This window comes from Nonomuraea recticatena (assembly GCF_039533245.1).
GTDB classification, from domain to species: Bacteria; Actinomycetota; Actinomycetes; order Streptosporangiales; family Streptosporangiaceae; genus Nonomuraea; species Nonomuraea roseola.
On record NZ_BAAATE010000004.1, the window covers coordinates 84658 to 98582 of the forward strand.

General features: G+C 70.6%; 16 protein-coding genes. 6 read left to right on the forward strand and 10 right to left on the reverse strand.

Annotated features, from left to right (window positions below; all coding sequences use genetic code 11):
* Positions 1-2 precede the first annotated feature (2 nt).
* Entirely contained in the window at positions 3-935 is a 933-nt protein-coding gene (locus tag ABFX50_RS09355; protein WP_346145060.1) for an EamA family transporter, read from the reverse strand.
* Positions 936-1017: 82 nt separating this feature from the next.
* Between ABFX50_RS09355 and ABFX50_RS09360 the strand changes: the two genes are divergently transcribed.
* Positions 1018-2214, forward strand: coding sequence for a magnesium transporter MgtE N-terminal domain-containing protein (locus ABFX50_RS09360; protein ID WP_428834688.1), 1197 nt, complete (start codon positions 1018-1020; stop codon positions 2212-2214).
* Positions 2204-2671, forward strand: coding sequence for a DUF1003 domain-containing protein (locus tag ABFX50_RS09365; RefSeq protein WP_183655608.1), 468 nt, complete (start codon positions 2204-2206; stop codon positions 2669-2671). Before ABFX50_RS09360 ends, ABFX50_RS09365 begins: the two co-directional genes overlap by 11 nt.
* Here ABFX50_RS09365 and ABFX50_RS09370 read toward each other — a convergent pair.
* Entirely contained in the window at positions 2643-3083 is a 441-nt protein-coding gene (locus ABFX50_RS09370) for a MarR family winged helix-turn-helix transcriptional regulator (RefSeq protein ID WP_346145065.1), read from the reverse strand. The genes ABFX50_RS09365 and ABFX50_RS09370 overlap by 29 nt on opposite strands.
* A gap of 61 nt (positions 3084-3144) precedes the next feature.
* Here ABFX50_RS09370 and ABFX50_RS09375 point away from each other — a divergent pair, with 61 nt between their 5' ends.
* Entirely contained in the window at positions 3145-4284 is a 1140-nt protein-coding gene (locus ABFX50_RS09375; RefSeq protein WP_346129181.1) for an Mrp/NBP35 family ATP-binding protein, read from the forward strand.
* A 65-nt stretch (positions 4285-4349) separates the two neighbouring features.
* On the opposite strand, the gene ABFX50_RS09380 is transcribed toward ABFX50_RS09375, so the two are convergent.
* The 5 genes from ABFX50_RS09380 to sigE form a co-directional block, all read right to left on the reverse strand.
* Positions 4350-4709: a sec-independent translocase gene (locus ABFX50_RS09380; protein ID WP_183655602.1), complete on the reverse strand. Its 360-nt coding sequence runs from the start codon at positions 4707-4709 to the stop codon at positions 4350-4352.
* Between the two features lie 107 nt (positions 4710-4816).
* Positions 4817-6268, reverse strand: coding sequence for a S1C family serine protease (locus ABFX50_RS09385; RefSeq protein WP_346145068.1), 1452 nt, complete (start codon positions 6266-6268; stop codon positions 4817-4819).
* Between the two features lie 72 nt (positions 6269-6340).
* Positions 6341-7300: a sigma-E factor regulatory protein RseB domain-containing protein gene (locus tag ABFX50_RS09390; RefSeq protein WP_346145070.1), complete on the reverse strand. Its 960-nt coding sequence runs from the start codon at positions 7298-7300 to the stop codon at positions 6341-6343.
* Complete coding sequence (locus ABFX50_RS09395) at positions 7297-7818, reverse strand: anti-sigma factor family protein (RefSeq protein ID WP_183655599.1); 522 nt, start codon at positions 7816-7818, stop codon at positions 7297-7299. Before ABFX50_RS09395 ends, ABFX50_RS09390 begins: the two co-directional genes overlap by 4 nt.
* Position 7819: 1 nt before the next feature.
* Positions 7820-8461 carry an RNA polymerase sigma factor SigE gene (gene sigE / locus ABFX50_RS09400; RefSeq protein WP_346145072.1) on the reverse strand — a complete coding sequence of 214 codons (642 nt, stop codon included), beginning with the start codon at positions 8459-8461 and terminating at the stop codon, positions 7820-7822.
* Between the two features lie 161 nt (positions 8462-8622).
* On the opposite strand from sigE, the gene ABFX50_RS09405 reads away from it, so the two are divergent.
* The gene (locus ABFX50_RS09405) at positions 8623-9261 is read left to right on the forward strand and encodes an O-methyltransferase (RefSeq protein ID WP_183655595.1); all 639 of its coding nucleotides are present in this window, start codon (positions 8623-8625) and stop codon (positions 9259-9261) included.
* A gap of 27 nt (positions 9262-9288) precedes the next feature.
* On the opposite strand, the gene ABFX50_RS09410 is transcribed toward ABFX50_RS09405, so the two are convergent.
* Positions 9289-10692: a leucyl aminopeptidase family protein gene (locus tag ABFX50_RS09410; RefSeq protein WP_346145074.1), complete on the reverse strand. Its 1404-nt coding sequence runs from the start codon at positions 10690-10692 to the stop codon at positions 9289-9291.
* Positions 10693-10766: 74 nt separating this feature from the next.
* On the reverse strand, positions 10767-10934 hold the full coding sequence (locus ABFX50_RS09415) for a DUF3117 domain-containing protein (RefSeq protein ID WP_020545024.1): 168 nt from the start codon (positions 10932-10934) through the stop codon (positions 10767-10769).
* 178 nt (positions 10935-11112) lie between these two features.
* On the opposite strand from ABFX50_RS09415, the gene ABFX50_RS09420 reads away from it, so the two are divergent.
* Both ABFX50_RS09420 and ABFX50_RS09425 read left to right on the forward strand, forming a co-directional pair.
* Complete coding sequence (locus tag ABFX50_RS09420; protein ID WP_346145075.1) at positions 11113-11889, forward strand: PaaX family transcriptional regulator; 777 nt, start codon at positions 11113-11115, stop codon at positions 11887-11889.
* Positions 11886-12662, forward strand: coding sequence for an enoyl-CoA hydratase-related protein (locus tag ABFX50_RS09425; protein WP_183655588.1), 777 nt, complete (start codon positions 11886-11888; stop codon positions 12660-12662). The genes ABFX50_RS09420 and ABFX50_RS09425 overlap by 4 nt, the downstream gene beginning before the upstream one ends.
* Here ABFX50_RS09425 and ABFX50_RS09430 read toward each other — a convergent pair.
* Positions 12659-13885, reverse strand: a complete 1227-nt coding sequence (locus ABFX50_RS09430; protein WP_346145078.1) for an alpha-L-fucosidase — start codon at positions 13883-13885, stop codon at positions 12659-12661. The two genes, ABFX50_RS09425 and ABFX50_RS09430, sit on opposite strands and share 4 nt — an antisense overlap.
* Positions 13886-13925: the final 40 nt, after the last annotated feature.

Below are 13925 nucleotides of genomic sequence, written 5' to 3' on the forward strand. Positions count from 1 at the left end.
GCTCAGATCCTGCTGAGCTCACGCGCGGGCTCGGCCACGGGTTTGGCGGTCGCGGTCTGCGCGAGCAGCGCCCCGCTGATCACGATCAGCCCGCCGATGATCTGGAAGAGGCCGAGCGCCTCACCGAGCAGGGCCCATGCCACCACGGCGCCGCCGATGACCTCCAGCGAGGCCACCGTGGCGCCCACCGCGGCCGACAGCCTGCGCACCGCGTTGACACCCAGGATGTAGGCGACGACGGTCGCCACGACCACCATCCACAGGTACGCGCCGAGCACCGGCAGCGTGTGCCCGCCCAGCGTGGCCTCGGTCGTGAACGCCTCCCACGGGATGTTCCACGGCTGCGAGAACGGCAGCAGCACGACGGCCGCGCCGATCATGCCCCACGCGATCAGGCCGAGCGGGTCGACGTCGTCGCCGAAACTGTCGCTCATCAGGAAGTATCCCGCGCAGCAGGCGCCCGCCGCCAGGCCGAGGAGCAGGCCGAGCAGGTCGATCCGCAGGCCCTGCCAGGCCTCCACGACGATGGCGAGCCCCGCGACGGCGACCACAGCCCCGACGAACGCGGCCCGCGGCAGCCGTACCTTGCGGACGAAACGGACCCACAGGACCACCATCACCGGCGCCATGAACTCGAGCAGCAGGGCGATGCCCACCGGCAGCCTGGTGATGGCCACGAAGTAGAGCGCCTGCACGCCCGCCACCGCCATCACCGCGTAGGCCCCGAAGAACGGCAGACGTGAGCGCGGGATGCGCAACGCGCGCGGCTTCACCACCACCAGGACGGCCAGCAGCAGCAACCCCGCGCCCGCCATCCGGGCCCACACCGACTCCAGCGGGGCCAGTCCGGCCTCGCCGAGAAACTTCGCCATCGGCCCCGAGAACGCGAAACACCACGCGGAGACGAAGGCGATCGCCAATCCTGTGTACCTCATATGTCACCACCATGATAGGGGTTTGATACTTACATGCCAGTCGTAGCGGAGGCAACGTCCGATGCCCGGTTACGCTGCCAATGTGAGGATCTTCGTTGCCCGTCTGGCGGGGACCGCGGTCTTCGATCCCGCGGGCGACCAGATCGGCCGCATCAGGGACATCGTGGCGGGGGTGCGCCCGGGCCAGCCGCCGCGCGTCCACGGCATGGTCGTGGAGATCCAGCCCCGTCGCAGGGTCTTCCTGCCCATCACCCGGGTGCGGGGCATCGAGGCGGGCGCGGTCGTCTTCACCGGGCGGCTGAACATGCGCAGGTTCGAGCAGCGCGCCACGGAGACCCTCGTCCTCGGCCAGATGCTCGACCTGACCGTCGAGGTCGACGGCGAAGCCATGATCGTCTACGACCTGGCCATCGAGGAGGTTCGGCCCGCCATCTGGCAGATCACCAAGGTGGCCGTCGTCAAGAAGAGGCGACGCGACCCGAGGATCGTCGACTGGCGAGAGGTGTCGGGCCTCGACACCCTCCAGCAGGACCAGGGGGCGGCCGGCCTCATCGCCGCCTTCGAGTCGATGCGCGCGGCCGACCTGGCCAGCGCCCTGCACGCGCTGCCCGACAAGCGCAAGATCGAAGTCGCCGCGGCCCTCGACGACGTCCGCCTCGCCGACGTGCTCGAGGAGCTGCCGCTGAGCGACCAGATGGGCATCCTGGGCACGCTCGCCCCCGAGAGGGCCGCCGACGTGCTGGAGGAGATGGGCCCGGACGACGCCGCCGACCTGCTCCAGGACCTTCCCGACGAGCAGTCGGCGCGGCTGCTGGCGCTGATGGAGCCGAGAGAGGCCGCGCCCGTCAAGCGCCTGCTGACCTACGACGAGAAGACCGCGGGCGGCATGATGACCACCGAGCCCGTGATCCTGCCGCCCAGCGCCACGATCGCCGAGGCGCTCGCGCAGATCAGGCAGAAGGACCTGCCGCCCGCCGTGGCCGCCCAGGTCTACGTCACCCGCGCGCCCAACGAGACGCCCACCGGCACCTACCTCGGCGTGACCCACTTCCAGCGGCTGCTGCGCGATCCGCCCTCCACGCTGCTGGGAGCGGTGATCGACGCCTCGCTCGACCCGATCAGGCCCGACCTGCCGCTGCCCGAGGTCACCGCCTACCTGGCGACCTACAACCTCGTCGCGGCGCCCGTGGTCGACGAGCTCGGCCAGCTGGTCGGGGCGGTCACCGTCGACGACGTCCTGGACCACCTGCTCCCCGAGGGGTGGCGCGATGGCGGCTGACCGGCTCGACCAGCCGCGTGAGCTGAGGCGCAGCTTCCGTCCCCACTACGACCCCGAGGCGTTCGGGCGGCTGTCGGAGGAGATCGCCCGCTTCCTCGGCACCGCGCGGTTCCTGGTCTACATGACGTGCTTCGTGGCGATCTGGATCAGCTGGAACGTGCTCTCGCCCGCCCACCTGCGCTTCGACCCCTATCCGTTCATCTTCCTCACGCTCATGCTCTCGCTGCAGGCCTCCTATGCCGCACCGCTGATCCTGCTGGCGCAGAACCGCCAGGACGACCGCGACCGCGTGACGTACGAGCAGGACAGGCTGACCAGCGAGCGCAACCAGGCTGACATCGAGTACCTCACCCGCGAGATCGCGGGCCTGCGCCTGTCCATGGGCGAGCTGGCCACCCGTGATTTCCTGCGCTCGGAGCTGCAGCGGTTCAACGAGGAGCGACCAGAAGCTTCGTGAGCATCGCCGTGCACCGCTCGAGCTCCTCGGGCTCCAGCACGTCGAGGAACTGCGCGCGGATGCCGCGCAGATAGGTGGGGGTGGCCTCGACGAGCCTGGCCTCACCGGGGCCGGTCAGCACCGCGTACAGGCCGCGTGCGTGGTCGGCGCAGGCCTCGCGCTGCACCAGGCCGTCGCGCTGCAGGCGGTCGATGAGCCTGGTCAGGCCGCTGCGCGAGAGCAGCACCCGGTCGGCGAGGTCGTTCATCCGCAACCGCCCGTGCGCCTCGCTCAGCTGCTGCAGGACGTCGTACGAGGCCAGCGCGAGGTCGTGGGCGGCCAGCAGTTCGGCCTCCAGACGGCGGGTGATGCGCACCTGAGCCCGCTGCATCATCCGCCAGACCGCCGACTCCTCAGGCGAGATCCCCACCATGCGAAGAATCCTAGAGGCCCCGGCGTTCGGCATAGGCGGTCTGGGTTCATACCATGGACCCATGGCACCTTCCCCGGAACAGGTGACAGCCGCACTCGCAACGGTCAACGACCCCGAGATCCGCCGGCCGATCACCGACCTTGACATGGTCAAGAGCATCGACATCTCTCCCTCGGGCGAGATCGTCGTCGGCATCTACCTGACGGTGGCGGGGTGTCCGTTGAAAGACACGATCACCCGTGACGTCACCGCCGCCGTCTCCGCGCTCGACGGCGTCACTGGTGTGCGCGTCGACCTCGACGTGATGAGCCAGGAGCAGCGCAAGACCCTGCAGACGAAGCTGCGCGGCAACCGCGCCCCAGAGAAGGAGATTCCCTTCAACCTGCCGGGGTCGCTGACCCGCGTCTTCGCGGTGGCCAGCGGCAAGGGCGGCGTCGGCAAGTCGTCGGTCACCGTCAACCTGGCCGCCTCCATGGCCTCGCAGGGCCTGAAGGTCGGCATCGTCGACGCCGACATCTACGGGCACAGCATCCCGCGCATGCTGGGCGCCGCCGAGCGTCCCACCAAGGTCGAGGACATGATCATGCCGCCGGTGGCGCATGACATCAAGGTCATCTCGGTCGGCATGTTCAAGCCTGAGGGCAACTCGGCCGTGGTGTGGCGGGGGCCGATGCTCGACCGCGCCCTGCACCAGTTCCTCGCCGACGTCTACTGGGGCGACCTCGACGTCCTCCTGCTCGACCTGCCGCCGGGCACCGGCGACATCGCCATCTCGGTGGCGCAGCGCCTGCCCTCCGCCGAGCTGCTGGTCGTCACCACCCCGCAGATGGCCGCGGCCGAGGTGGCCGAGCGCGCGGGCTCCATCGCCGCGCAGACCCACCAGCAGATCGCCGGCGTCATCGAGAACATGGCGTGGCTGCCCTGCCCCCACTGCGACGAGAAGATCAACGTTTTCGGCGAGGGCGGCGGTCAGACGGTCGCCGACGCGCTGACCCGCACCCTCGGCACGAGGGTTCCGCTGCTGGGCCAGGTGCCGCTCGACACGCGCCTGCGCGAGGGCGGCGACGAGGGCAAGCCCCTCGTGCTCACCGACCCCGACGCTCCCGCCGCCGCCGAGCTGCGCCGCATCGCCGGGTCGCTGTCCAAGCGCTCGTCGAGCCTGAAGGGCCGTTCACTCGGACTGTCGCCCACTCCCAAGTGACGGGCTGAGCCACCGTGGTCACCGTTCGCCGCCCGGCGGCGACGGTGGCCACCGTCATGCCGGGGTCAGGTCGCTTCGGGGTCGTACGGAGGGATCTCGCCGAAACCCAGCTCGGAGACCGGCTCGGGAACCGAGGCGACCGGCTCCAGGGTGGCCGACGTGGGCGTGGCGTTCCAGGAGTCCTCGACGTCGTCGAGCAGGTGCTTGCGCACGAAGTTCTTCGGGTTGAGGTCCGCGGGGTCGAAGTCCGAGAACTCGGGGCCGAGCCCCGAGCGCAGATCGTCCCTGGCGTTGGTGGCCATGCGGCGGAGGTTGCGCAGCGTCCTACCCGCCTGGGCGGCCGCCTGCGGCAGCCTGTCCGGCCCGAAGACCAGCAGCGCGATGACGACGAGCGCCCCGACCTCCATCCAACCGAGTCCGAACACCGCAAGCTCCTACCACTGTGCAACCGGTTCCGGGGACAACCCCGGCCAGTTCCAGACTAAGGGCTCGCCCGGGCGATGAGACACCCAACCCGGACGAGCCCGTCGGATCACGAAGGCCTGGGAGTGGGCTCCGCCTCGGCGGTGACCGTCAGCGAGGCCATCCGCTCCTCGGTTCCCCGCTTGTACTTGATCGCTATCTTCGTGCCCGGCGACTTGCTCCGGATGAGCGAGATGAGCTCGGTGCTGTCCTGGATGCGCAGGCCGTTGAGCTCCAGGATGATGTCGCCCGGCTTGAGGCCCGCCTTGCCCGCGGGGCCGTCGGAGTCGACGGGCTGACGGCCCTGCGCGGGCTCCGTGGCGATGCGCACGCCCTCTCCGCGGTAGCGCGAGTCGAGGACGATGCCGATCTTGACCCGCTTGGCCGCGCCGGTGGTGATGATCTCCTCGGCGACCCGCCTGGCCTGGTTGATCGGGATGGCGAAGCCGAGGCCGATGCTTCCGCTCTGGCTGGAGATCGCCCTGCTGAGCGTGGCGATCGCGGAGTTGACGCCGACGACCTCACCCTTGGCGTTGACCAGCGGGCCACCCGAGTTGCCAGGGTTGATGGCCGCGTCGGTCTGGATCGCGCTGATGTAGGCGGGGTCGGGATCGTTGTCCTCGCCCGCGACGACCGGCCTGTTGAGCGAGCTCACGATGCCGGTCGTGACGGTGCCCGTCAGGCCGAGCGGCGAGCCGATCGCGATCACCGGGTCGCCGACCACGACCTGGTCGGAGTTGCCGAGCGTGATCTCCGGCGTGCCGAAGGTCTCCTCGGGCTTGACCACGGCCAGGTCGGAGCCGGGATCGCGGCCGACGATGCGGGCGGTGGTGGACTTGCGGTTGTTGAACACGATCTTGATGTCGCCACCCTGGGCGGCCAGCGCGACCACGTGGTTGTTGGTGACCACGTAGCCTCCCTTGATCAGGAAGCCCGAGCCCGTGCCCGCGTCGCTCGCGCCCTCGACCTCGAGGGAGACCACGCCGGGCAGCACCCGCGAGGCCACTCCCGCGACCGACTCCGGCGGCCTGCTGGTGTCGCCCGTGGGCGCGGGACCGAGGGAGTAGGAGGGGTCGGTGGACGAGGCGCTCGGCCTGGTGAGCAGATAGGTGCCCACGCTGCCCATCACGGAGGCCAGCAGCGCGATCACCACGCCCAGCGCGACGAGCACGCCCGTGTTCGGCCCCCTGCGACCGTGGCTCGGCGACCCTTCGGCGGGCGGAGGGGGAGGCCCCCAGCCCGGTCCCATGCCGACCGCCGCGCCGGGAGGCGGAGGCGGAGGCGCGGAGGGAGGCCCGTAGTCGGGGCCGCTGTGGACCGCGGTGTCACCGGAGGGGCGTCCCGAGGGGTCGCCCCAGCCCGAGCCGTACGGCTGGGGCCGCTGCTCGGAGGCGTTCCATCCGAGCTGCTCGGTCCGCGCGCTCTCCCACCCGTCGTTGGCAGGCAGGAACTCCGGCCTCCCCTGGGGCTCGGAGAGGTCCGACGGCGTGCGTCCGTCCGTCGGGCGCGTCTCGTCGGTCATCTACTCTCACCACTCCTAGATCGGACACCGCAATCTTTACCCGCGCGATGTACGAGAGACGTAAAGCGAGCGTCAAGCGAACGGGTTGACCCAGGAAAGCACACGGTCGGCGCCCCGGGCGAACCGATCCCAGAAGCCCGGATCCGCCTCGTGCGGCAGCCCGAGGACCGCGGCCGCTGCCACGTCCGCGGGCGCGTCGGCGAAGACGGTGTAGACATGACCCCCACTAGCCCAGATCATTTCCAGCCCGGCAGAATCCCGGATCCAGATCGTATGCCCGTCGCGACGCTGGCTACGCCAGCCCGCCAGTCGCTCCTCGTCCAGGTTGCCGCGCTGGATGAACACCGACACAACGGACACACCATCCGAGTATCCCAGCTTCAGGTAGCCGCCGCTCTCGGCGGCGTTGGCCAACTCGAGGCCGCCCGGCAGGATGGCGGGGAACGTCCACCCGCGTGATCTGAGCGCGGCGACGGCCTCGGAGCTGAGCCTGCCGCCGGAGGAGACGTGCGCGAGCGGGCGGGAGGTGGCGATCGTCACCTCGACGAAGGCCTCGCCCCTGACGATCCTGCCCTGGCCGTCGAGGACCTCCCTGCGCAACGGGATCCCGCTCGCGGAGTCGATCCAGTAGCGGGCGGCCACCTTCCCGTCGTGCCGCAGCGCCTCGACCAGGCGGGCCGCCCTGCCGCAGACGCTGCCGCCGCCCGACTCGACCACCCGGTAGTTGGCGCCGAGGGCGCGCAGCATGCCGTCAGAGGGGGCGAGCATGCCCCCTGCGGGAGCGCCGGGGTCGGCCGCGCGGGAGTCGATGGTCATGCCCGTGCCGGGCGCGTTGCGCACGGCCAGCACCGCGCCCGAGGTGGTGAACATCGTGCCTGAGTACGGCTGGGCCCTCGCCGCCGTCGCCGACTGCCTCAACAGCGGCAGGCCTGTGTCCTCGTTCTCCGAGTCGTCGGGCACGGCGACCGCCGTGCCCTGCAGGCCCAGCGCCATCACCAGCGCCAGCGCGAGGACGGCCAGCAGCCGGCTCACGGAGTGGCGGAGGGCGGGTTGCTGTAGGGCACCGTGGTCTTGTGGACCTGCTTGAACACCTCGACGGGAGGTGCGACCGACGGACCCGGGTCCTGGCCCGCGACGACGAACAGCGAACCGAGCGCGACCGCGGCCGACACGACGCCTACGGCCACATAGGCCGGACGCCTGCGGGACCGTCCGGGCCCCGCCGAGCCGCCCAGGAAACCCCGAGGCCGGTTGTCCGGCGGGGCGATGCTGCGCGGACCTGGAAGCGGGACGCCGCCGAAGGTCGGAAAGGGCCGCTCCCTAGGCGGCACCGGGTCACCTGGCTCACCCATCCGCAGCAGCGACATGGTGAGGTCGGCGGGCATCGAGGGCCCGTCGAGCGAGCGCAGGCGCGACTTCAGCGCCCGCGTCGCCTCCACCTCCCGCCTGCACTCGGCGCAGAAGGCCAGATGGGCAAGGGCGCGCTCACGCTCGGCGTGGCGCAGCTCACCGTCGACCAGCGCCGAAAGGCGCTCTCCAAGATGGGACATATCAGACTTCCTCCCCACGGGACACGGTCGGGGGGAGTTCAGGGCTGCGCGGCGCGCGATGGTCGAGCGCCTCTCGCAACTGTGCCCGGCCACGATGAATCCGGCTGCGGACTGTGCCCAGCTTCACGCCGAGTGTGGCCGCGATCTCCTCATACGACAGGCCCTCGATGTCACACAGCACCACCGCGGCCCTGAACTCGGGCGCGAGCGCGTCGAGCGCGGCCTGGATGTCAGGCTCGAGGTGCGCGTCGTCCCACGCCTGGGCCGGAGAGGGCTCCCTGCCGCTCAGCCGCTCGGCGGCGTCGTCGGCCAGGCCCTCGAAGCGGATGCGCTGCTTCCTGCGCGCCGTGTCGAGGAACAGGTTCGTCGTGATCCTGTGCAGCCAGCCCTCGAAGGTGCCGGGTGTGTAGCTCGACAGGGACCGGAAGACCCGGACGAAGACCTCCTGAGTGAGGTCCTCCGCGTCGTGAACGTTGCCGGTCAGCCTGTAGGCCAGCCGATACACGCGTGCGGAGTGTGTCCGCACCACTTCCTCCCAGGTGGGAGGGGTCCATTCAGACACATCTGACACGCGAGAATCAGCCTGGTGGTCGCTACCTTCCACCAGCACTCCTCTCCTTGGGACCACCGTCGCTACCGCCATAGTGCCTGGTTTCGTCCCTTCGTGCGCACTGCCTGCCTTCAGGACCGGCAAAGCCCGTTTAAACCTGCAACGCGTTGGGCGCGACCAGAGTTCCCGTCCCGGCGTGTCTCCCCTAGGCTGCGATCGGTGACCAATTGCACGGAAGTGGGGAGGAGAGGCCGATGACCAGCCCGGTAGAGGCCACTCTGGCCTATGCGGAGCAGTTCCATCACGAGGATGAGATTCTGCACGCGGCGCGGCAGCGCGGCCAGGAGATGGGCGCGCCGCCCATCCTTCCCGGAGGCGGCGCCGCGCTGTGCTTCCTCGCCACGGCGCTCAACGCGCGCGCCGTCGTGGAGATCGGCACGGGGTGCGGCGTCTCGGGGCTGTGGCTGCTGCGCGGCATGCGCGCCGACGGCACGCTGACCAGCGTCGACGTCGAGCCCGAGCACCAGCGCCTGGCGCGACAGACGTTCGCCGACGCCGGTTTCTCCGGCGGGCGGATCCGCCTGATCACCGGGCGCGCGCTCGACGTGCTCCCCAGGCTGTCCGACGGCGGCTACGACCTGGTCTTCGCCGACGCGGCCAAGCAGGAGTACGCCGACTACCTGGCCGAGTCGGTGCGGCTGCTGCGGGTGGGCGGGATCGTGGCCTTCGACAACGCGCTGTGGCACAACAGGGTGGCCGACCCCTCCCAGCGCGACCCCGACACGGTCGCGGTGCGGGAGCTGGGCAAGCTCGTGCAGGCCGACGACCGCCTGAGGCCGCTCATGATGCCGCTGGGCGACGGACTGCTGGCCGCCGTCAAGATCTCCGCCTGAGGCCCCGCAGGGCCCCAGGCGGCAGGCTCAGCGGCGGGTGAGCCAGTCGAGCAGCACGCGGACGCCGAAGCCCGTGGCGCCCTTGGACAGGGTGCCCTCGTCCACGGTGCTCCTGCCGACCCCTGCGATGTCGAGGTGGGCCCAGGGCCGCTTGCCGGTGAACTCCCGCAGGAACAGCGCCGCCGTGATCGATCCCGCTCCGAAGCGCCCGCCGAGATCGGCGTTCTGCATGTCGGCGATCGGCGAGTCGAGCGCGGGACGGTAGTCGTCGATCAGCGGCATCCGCCACAGCCTGTCGTCGGTGGCCTCCCCCGCCGAGATAAGCGCCCGCGCCAGCTCGTCGTCGGTGGCGTAGACGGCGCCGATGTTGCGGCCAAGCGCGACGCTGATCGCCCCGGTGAGGGTGGCGATGTCGATCATCGCGTCGGGCTCGAGCACGGCGTCGGCGTAGGCCAGGGCGTCGGCGAGGACCAGCCGCCCCTCGGCGTCGGTGTTGGTCACCTCGACCGTGGTGCCGCTGTAGTGGGTGATGACGTCACCGGGCCGCTGGGCCGTGCCCGAGGGCATGTTCTCGGCCGCGGCCACCAGCCCCGTCACGCGCACGGGAGAGCCGAGCGCGGCCAGCGCGCCCATGACCGCGATCACGACGGCGCCGCCCGCCATGTCGGTCTTCTGGGTCTTCATGTTGTCGGTCGGCTTGAGCGACAGGCCGCCGGAGTCGAACGTGATGCCCTTGCCGACCAGCACCACGTGCTCGTCGTAGGAGTCGGGGATGTAGGAGAGCTGGATGAGGCGGGGCGGGTGGACCGAGCCCTGCCCGACGGCGAGGATGCCGCCGAACCCTTCGGCCCTGAGCGCCTCCTCGTCCCACACCTTCACCTCGAGCCCGTCGGCCGCGGCCTGGTCGGCCAGCCATGAGGGGGTCTTGGTCGAGGCCGGGGTGTTGGCCAGGTCGCGGGCCACGGCGACGGCCTGCGCGACGCTCTCGCCGCGCCGTACGGCCGACTCGTCGGCGCCGACGAAGGTGAGGGCGGCGACGGGCGGCTTGCCCTGAGGTGCGCCGATCTTGAAGGTGTAGGCCGCGAGGAGCGCGGCCTCGGCGAAGACGGCGATGTCGCCGTCGGGCACCACGACCGTCAGCTCGGGCCTGCCCTTGGCCCTGCGGGTGAGCGCGGAGGCCGCCTTGCGCAGGGCGCGGGGGGAGCCGTCGCCCACGCCGTAGAGCAGCAGCCCGCCCACCGAGTCGCCGCGAGAGACGGGCACCTCGACGATCTCGCCTGCCTCCCCCTTGGCGGCGTGGTGCGCCATCAGGGCCGCCGCCGGTACCGGCAGCTCGACCCGCGGGTTCAGACCCGAGTCGTACGGCACCGCGAGCAGTGCGGTGTCCGAGGGTGCCTCGGGGAGCACAGACGCTGTCGTCTGGATGGGCACGGGAGAATCTCCAAACGTGATCGGCCCCGGCGGGGAGGACGCCAGGGCCGTTCGATCAGGTAGTTGAGCCGGCGTCAGCCGACAACGTTCTTCAGCGCTTCGCCGAGCGCCTTCGCCTCGTCGGCCGAAATCTCCACGACGAGCCGGCCGCCACCCTCGAGCGGGACCCGCATGACAATGCCGCGCCCTTCCTTGGTGACCTCCAGCGGACCATCACCGGTCCGCGGCTTCATCGCCGCCATGCGTGTATCCCTTCCTGCCATGGACTCCGCGGTTGCGATCAACGACCGCCCCGGTGGGTGGCCGACGCATTCACGTCTTCTGTGATGTCCTATTCTCCCGCATCGGAGTGCCAAATGGGTAACGATCTCCTCCCAGCATCCGTTGTCCAGGGTCGCGAAGACGGCCAAACTGGTGCTCGTGAACGCACGCGCGGCGCTGTTCGACCTCTACGGGGACCATCTGCGCTCCCGCGGGGGAAAGGCCTCTGTCGCCGCCCTGGTGAGACTGCTCGCGCCCCTGGAAATCGCGGCTCCGGCCGTGCGCACAGCGGTTTCGCGGATGGTCAGGCAAGGCTGGCTGGACCGGGCCAGAATGCCCCAGGGGCCCGGCTATGTCGTCACGCCCAAGTGCGTCAGACGCTTGGACGAGGCCGCGCTGAGAATTTACCGAGCTGGAACGATCAAGTGGCACGGGCGCTGGCATCTGATCGTTCTGGAGCCGGTGAGGGAGCGGGCCAGGAGGGAGCGGCTACGCGCCGATCTGGCCTTCCTCGGCTACGCGCAGCTGTCAGAGACCACCTGGGTGGGCCCGCGCCCCTCCCCCGAGCTCGATCCACTGCTGGCCCACGAGGGCATCCGCGCCGACAGGTTCGAAGCCGTCCTCGACGGCGACCCACGCGAGCTGGTGGCGAGGGCATGGGACCTCGAGGCGATAGGCCGGGCCTACGAGCAGTGGCTGACCGACGCGCAGGAGCTGGTCGGCGGGCTGCCGGACGGCGCGCCTGACGCCCAGGTCTTCGCCATCAGGAGCAGACTGCTGCACGGCTGGCGCAACTTCCTGTTCCGCGACCCGGGGCTGCCCCCGGAGCTGCTGCCTCCGGGGTGGCCCGGAGAGAAGGCACGGGCCTTCTTCGAGCAGAAGGCCGCCCGCCTGATGCCGTCCGCCGCCGCCTTCGTCGACAAGGAGCTGTTGTGATCCGTTACGACGTCACCGAGGCCGTCGCCACCGTCACGCTGGACCGGCCTGAGGCGATGAACTCCCTGACCGTGGAGCTGAAGAGCGCCCTGATCGGCGCCCTGCGCGAGGCGGCCGACTCCGACACCGTCAGGGCCGTGCTGATCACCGGCTCGGGCCGCGCCTTCTGCGCGGGCCAGGACCTGCGCGAGCACGCGGACAACCTGGAGCAGGGCCGCGGCCTGGCGGGAACGGTGCGCGAGCACTACAACCCGCTGATCGCGCTGATCACCGGCATGGAGAAGCCGGTCGTGGCGGCGGTGAACGGCGTGGCCGCCGGCGCGGGCGCCTCCCTCGCCTACGCCTGCGACCTGCGTATCGCCTCCGAGCGGGCGAAGTTCGCGATGGCCTTCTCCGCCCTCGGGCTGGCGCCGGACTCCGGCGCCTCCTGGACCCTGCAGCGCCTGGTCGGCCAGGGCCGCGCGGCCGAGCTCCTCCTGCTTGGCGAGCCGCTGGACGCGGCCCGCGCGCTGGAGCTCGGAGTGGTCTCCAGGGTGGTGCCAGAGGACGAGCTGCTGAAGTCCGCCCACGAGCTGGCCGTACGGCTCGCGGCAGGCCCCACGAAGGCCTACGCGGCCACCAGGAGGGCGCTGCACCACGCCGCCTCCCACTCCCTGGAGGAGTCGCTGGAGCTGGAGGCCGACCTGCAGGACGCGCTGGCCGCCACGGACGACCACCTGGGCGCCACCCGGGCCTTCCTGGCCAAGCAGCGCCCCACCTTCACCGGCCGCTAGAGGAACAGCTCGACCACGGGGACCGCGACGTCGGGCCTGGTCACGGGCAGCTGCAGGATGAGCGTGTCCTCGGGCACGCCCCTGAGGTAGGCGTGACCGGGCTCGTGCGGGTCGACCTCGAGGAAGCGCACCTCCGAGGCGTCGTGCAGGAACTGGGCGTACTTCACCCTGCCCGCCAGCCCCTCCAGGTGGACGTGCTTCATCGGCCAGTTCAGCAGGTGCAGGTAGAGCCGGTCGCCGCGCTGGGTGTAGCGGCAGTCCTGGGGAGGGGTGAACTCCGACGCGCCCGCGCCGTAGATCGCCCTGCCGTGCAGCCTGGTCCACCTGCCGATCTCGCGCAGCCGCTCGACCGCGCGCGGCTCGAACTCGCCGCGCGCGTTGGGGCCGACGTTCAGCAGCATGTTGCCGCCCTTGGAGACGGTGTCGACCAGCATGCTCAGCAGCAGTTGCGGCGACTTCCAGTCGAGGTTGTCGCGGTCGTAGCCCCAGCTGCCGTTGAGCGTCTGGCACGCCTCCCACGGCACGTGGCCGGGCACCCCGCCCGGCGGCATGACCTGCTCGGGCGTCATGAAGTCGCCGCTGCCCAGATCGAGCCTGTTGTTGATCATGATGCCGGGCTGGAGCTCGCGGACCATCGCCTCCAGCTCCTCCGAGCGCCACTCGTCGCGGCCCTTCGCCCCCATGCCGCGGCCGGGATAGGAGAAGTCGAACCACATCATGTCGACGGGCCCGTAGCCGGTCAGCAGCTCACGGACCTGCCCGTGCAGGTAGTCGGCGTACTTCCCGACGTCTCGGGCACCGTCCTCCCCGAGGTCTCTCTGCGGGTGGTAGAGGTCGACAGGGAAGTCGGGGTGGTGCCAGTCGATGAGCGAGTGATAGAGCCCGATGCGCATGCCCCTGGCCCTGAAGGCGTCGAGCATCGGCCGCAACAGGTCCTTGCCGTACGGCGTCGCGGTGGCCTTGTAGCCGGTGAGCGCGGAGTCCCACAGGCAGAACCCGTCGTGGTGCTTGGTCGTGACGACCAGGTAGCGCATGCCCGCGTTCCACGCGTCGTCCGCCCAGACCTCCGGGTCGTACAGGTCGGGGTCGAAGTGGTCGAAGTAACGCTGGTAGTGCTCGTCGTCCATCCTCTCGTAGGACTTCACCCACTCGTGGCGGGCGGCGGCGGCGTAGATGCCCCAGTGGACGAAGAGGCCGAACCGCGCGTCGGTGAACCAGCTCATCTGCTCTCCAAGCGGGAGGGGGCACGGCCTGGCCGTACCC

Coding starts and splice junctions, on each gene's coding strand:
- ABFX50_RS09385 (WP_346145068.1), bottom strand. CDS start 6,268: ATGACCGACGAGACGCGCCCGACGGACGGACGCACGCCGTCGGACCTC.
- ABFX50_RS09430 (WP_346145078.1), bottom strand. CDS start 13,885: ATGAGCTGGTTCACCGACGCGCGGTTCGGCCTCTTCGTCCACTGGGGC.
- ABFX50_RS09415 (WP_020545024.1), bottom strand. CDS start 10,934: ATGGCGGCGATGAAGCCGCGGACCGGTGATGGTCCGCTGGAGGTCACC.
- ABFX50_RS09370 (WP_346145065.1), bottom strand. CDS start 3,083: ATGGTGGGGATCTCGCCTGAGGAGTCGGCGGTCTGGCGGATGATGCAG.
- ABFX50_RS09365 (WP_183655608.1), top strand. CDS start 2,204: ATGGCGGCTGACCGGCTCGACCAGCCGCGTGAGCTGAGGCGCAGCTTC.
- ABFX50_RS09395 (WP_183655599.1), bottom strand. CDS start 7,818: ATGTCCCATCTTGGAGAGCGCCTTTCGGCGCTGGTCGACGGTGAGCTG.
- ABFX50_RS09375 (WP_346129181.1), top strand. CDS start 3,145: ATGGCACCTTCCCCGGAACAGGTGACAGCCGCACTCGCAACGGTCAAC.
- ABFX50_RS09355 (WP_346145060.1), bottom strand. CDS start 935: ATGAGGTACACAGGATTGGCGATCGCCTTCGTCTCCGCGTGGTGTTTC.
- ABFX50_RS09405 (WP_183655595.1), top strand. CDS start 8,623: ATGACCAGCCCGGTAGAGGCCACTCTGGCCTATGCGGAGCAGTTCCAT.
- sigE (WP_346145072.1), bottom strand. CDS start 8,461: ATGGCGGTAGCGACGGTGGTCCCAAGGAGAGGAGTGCTGGTGGAAGGT.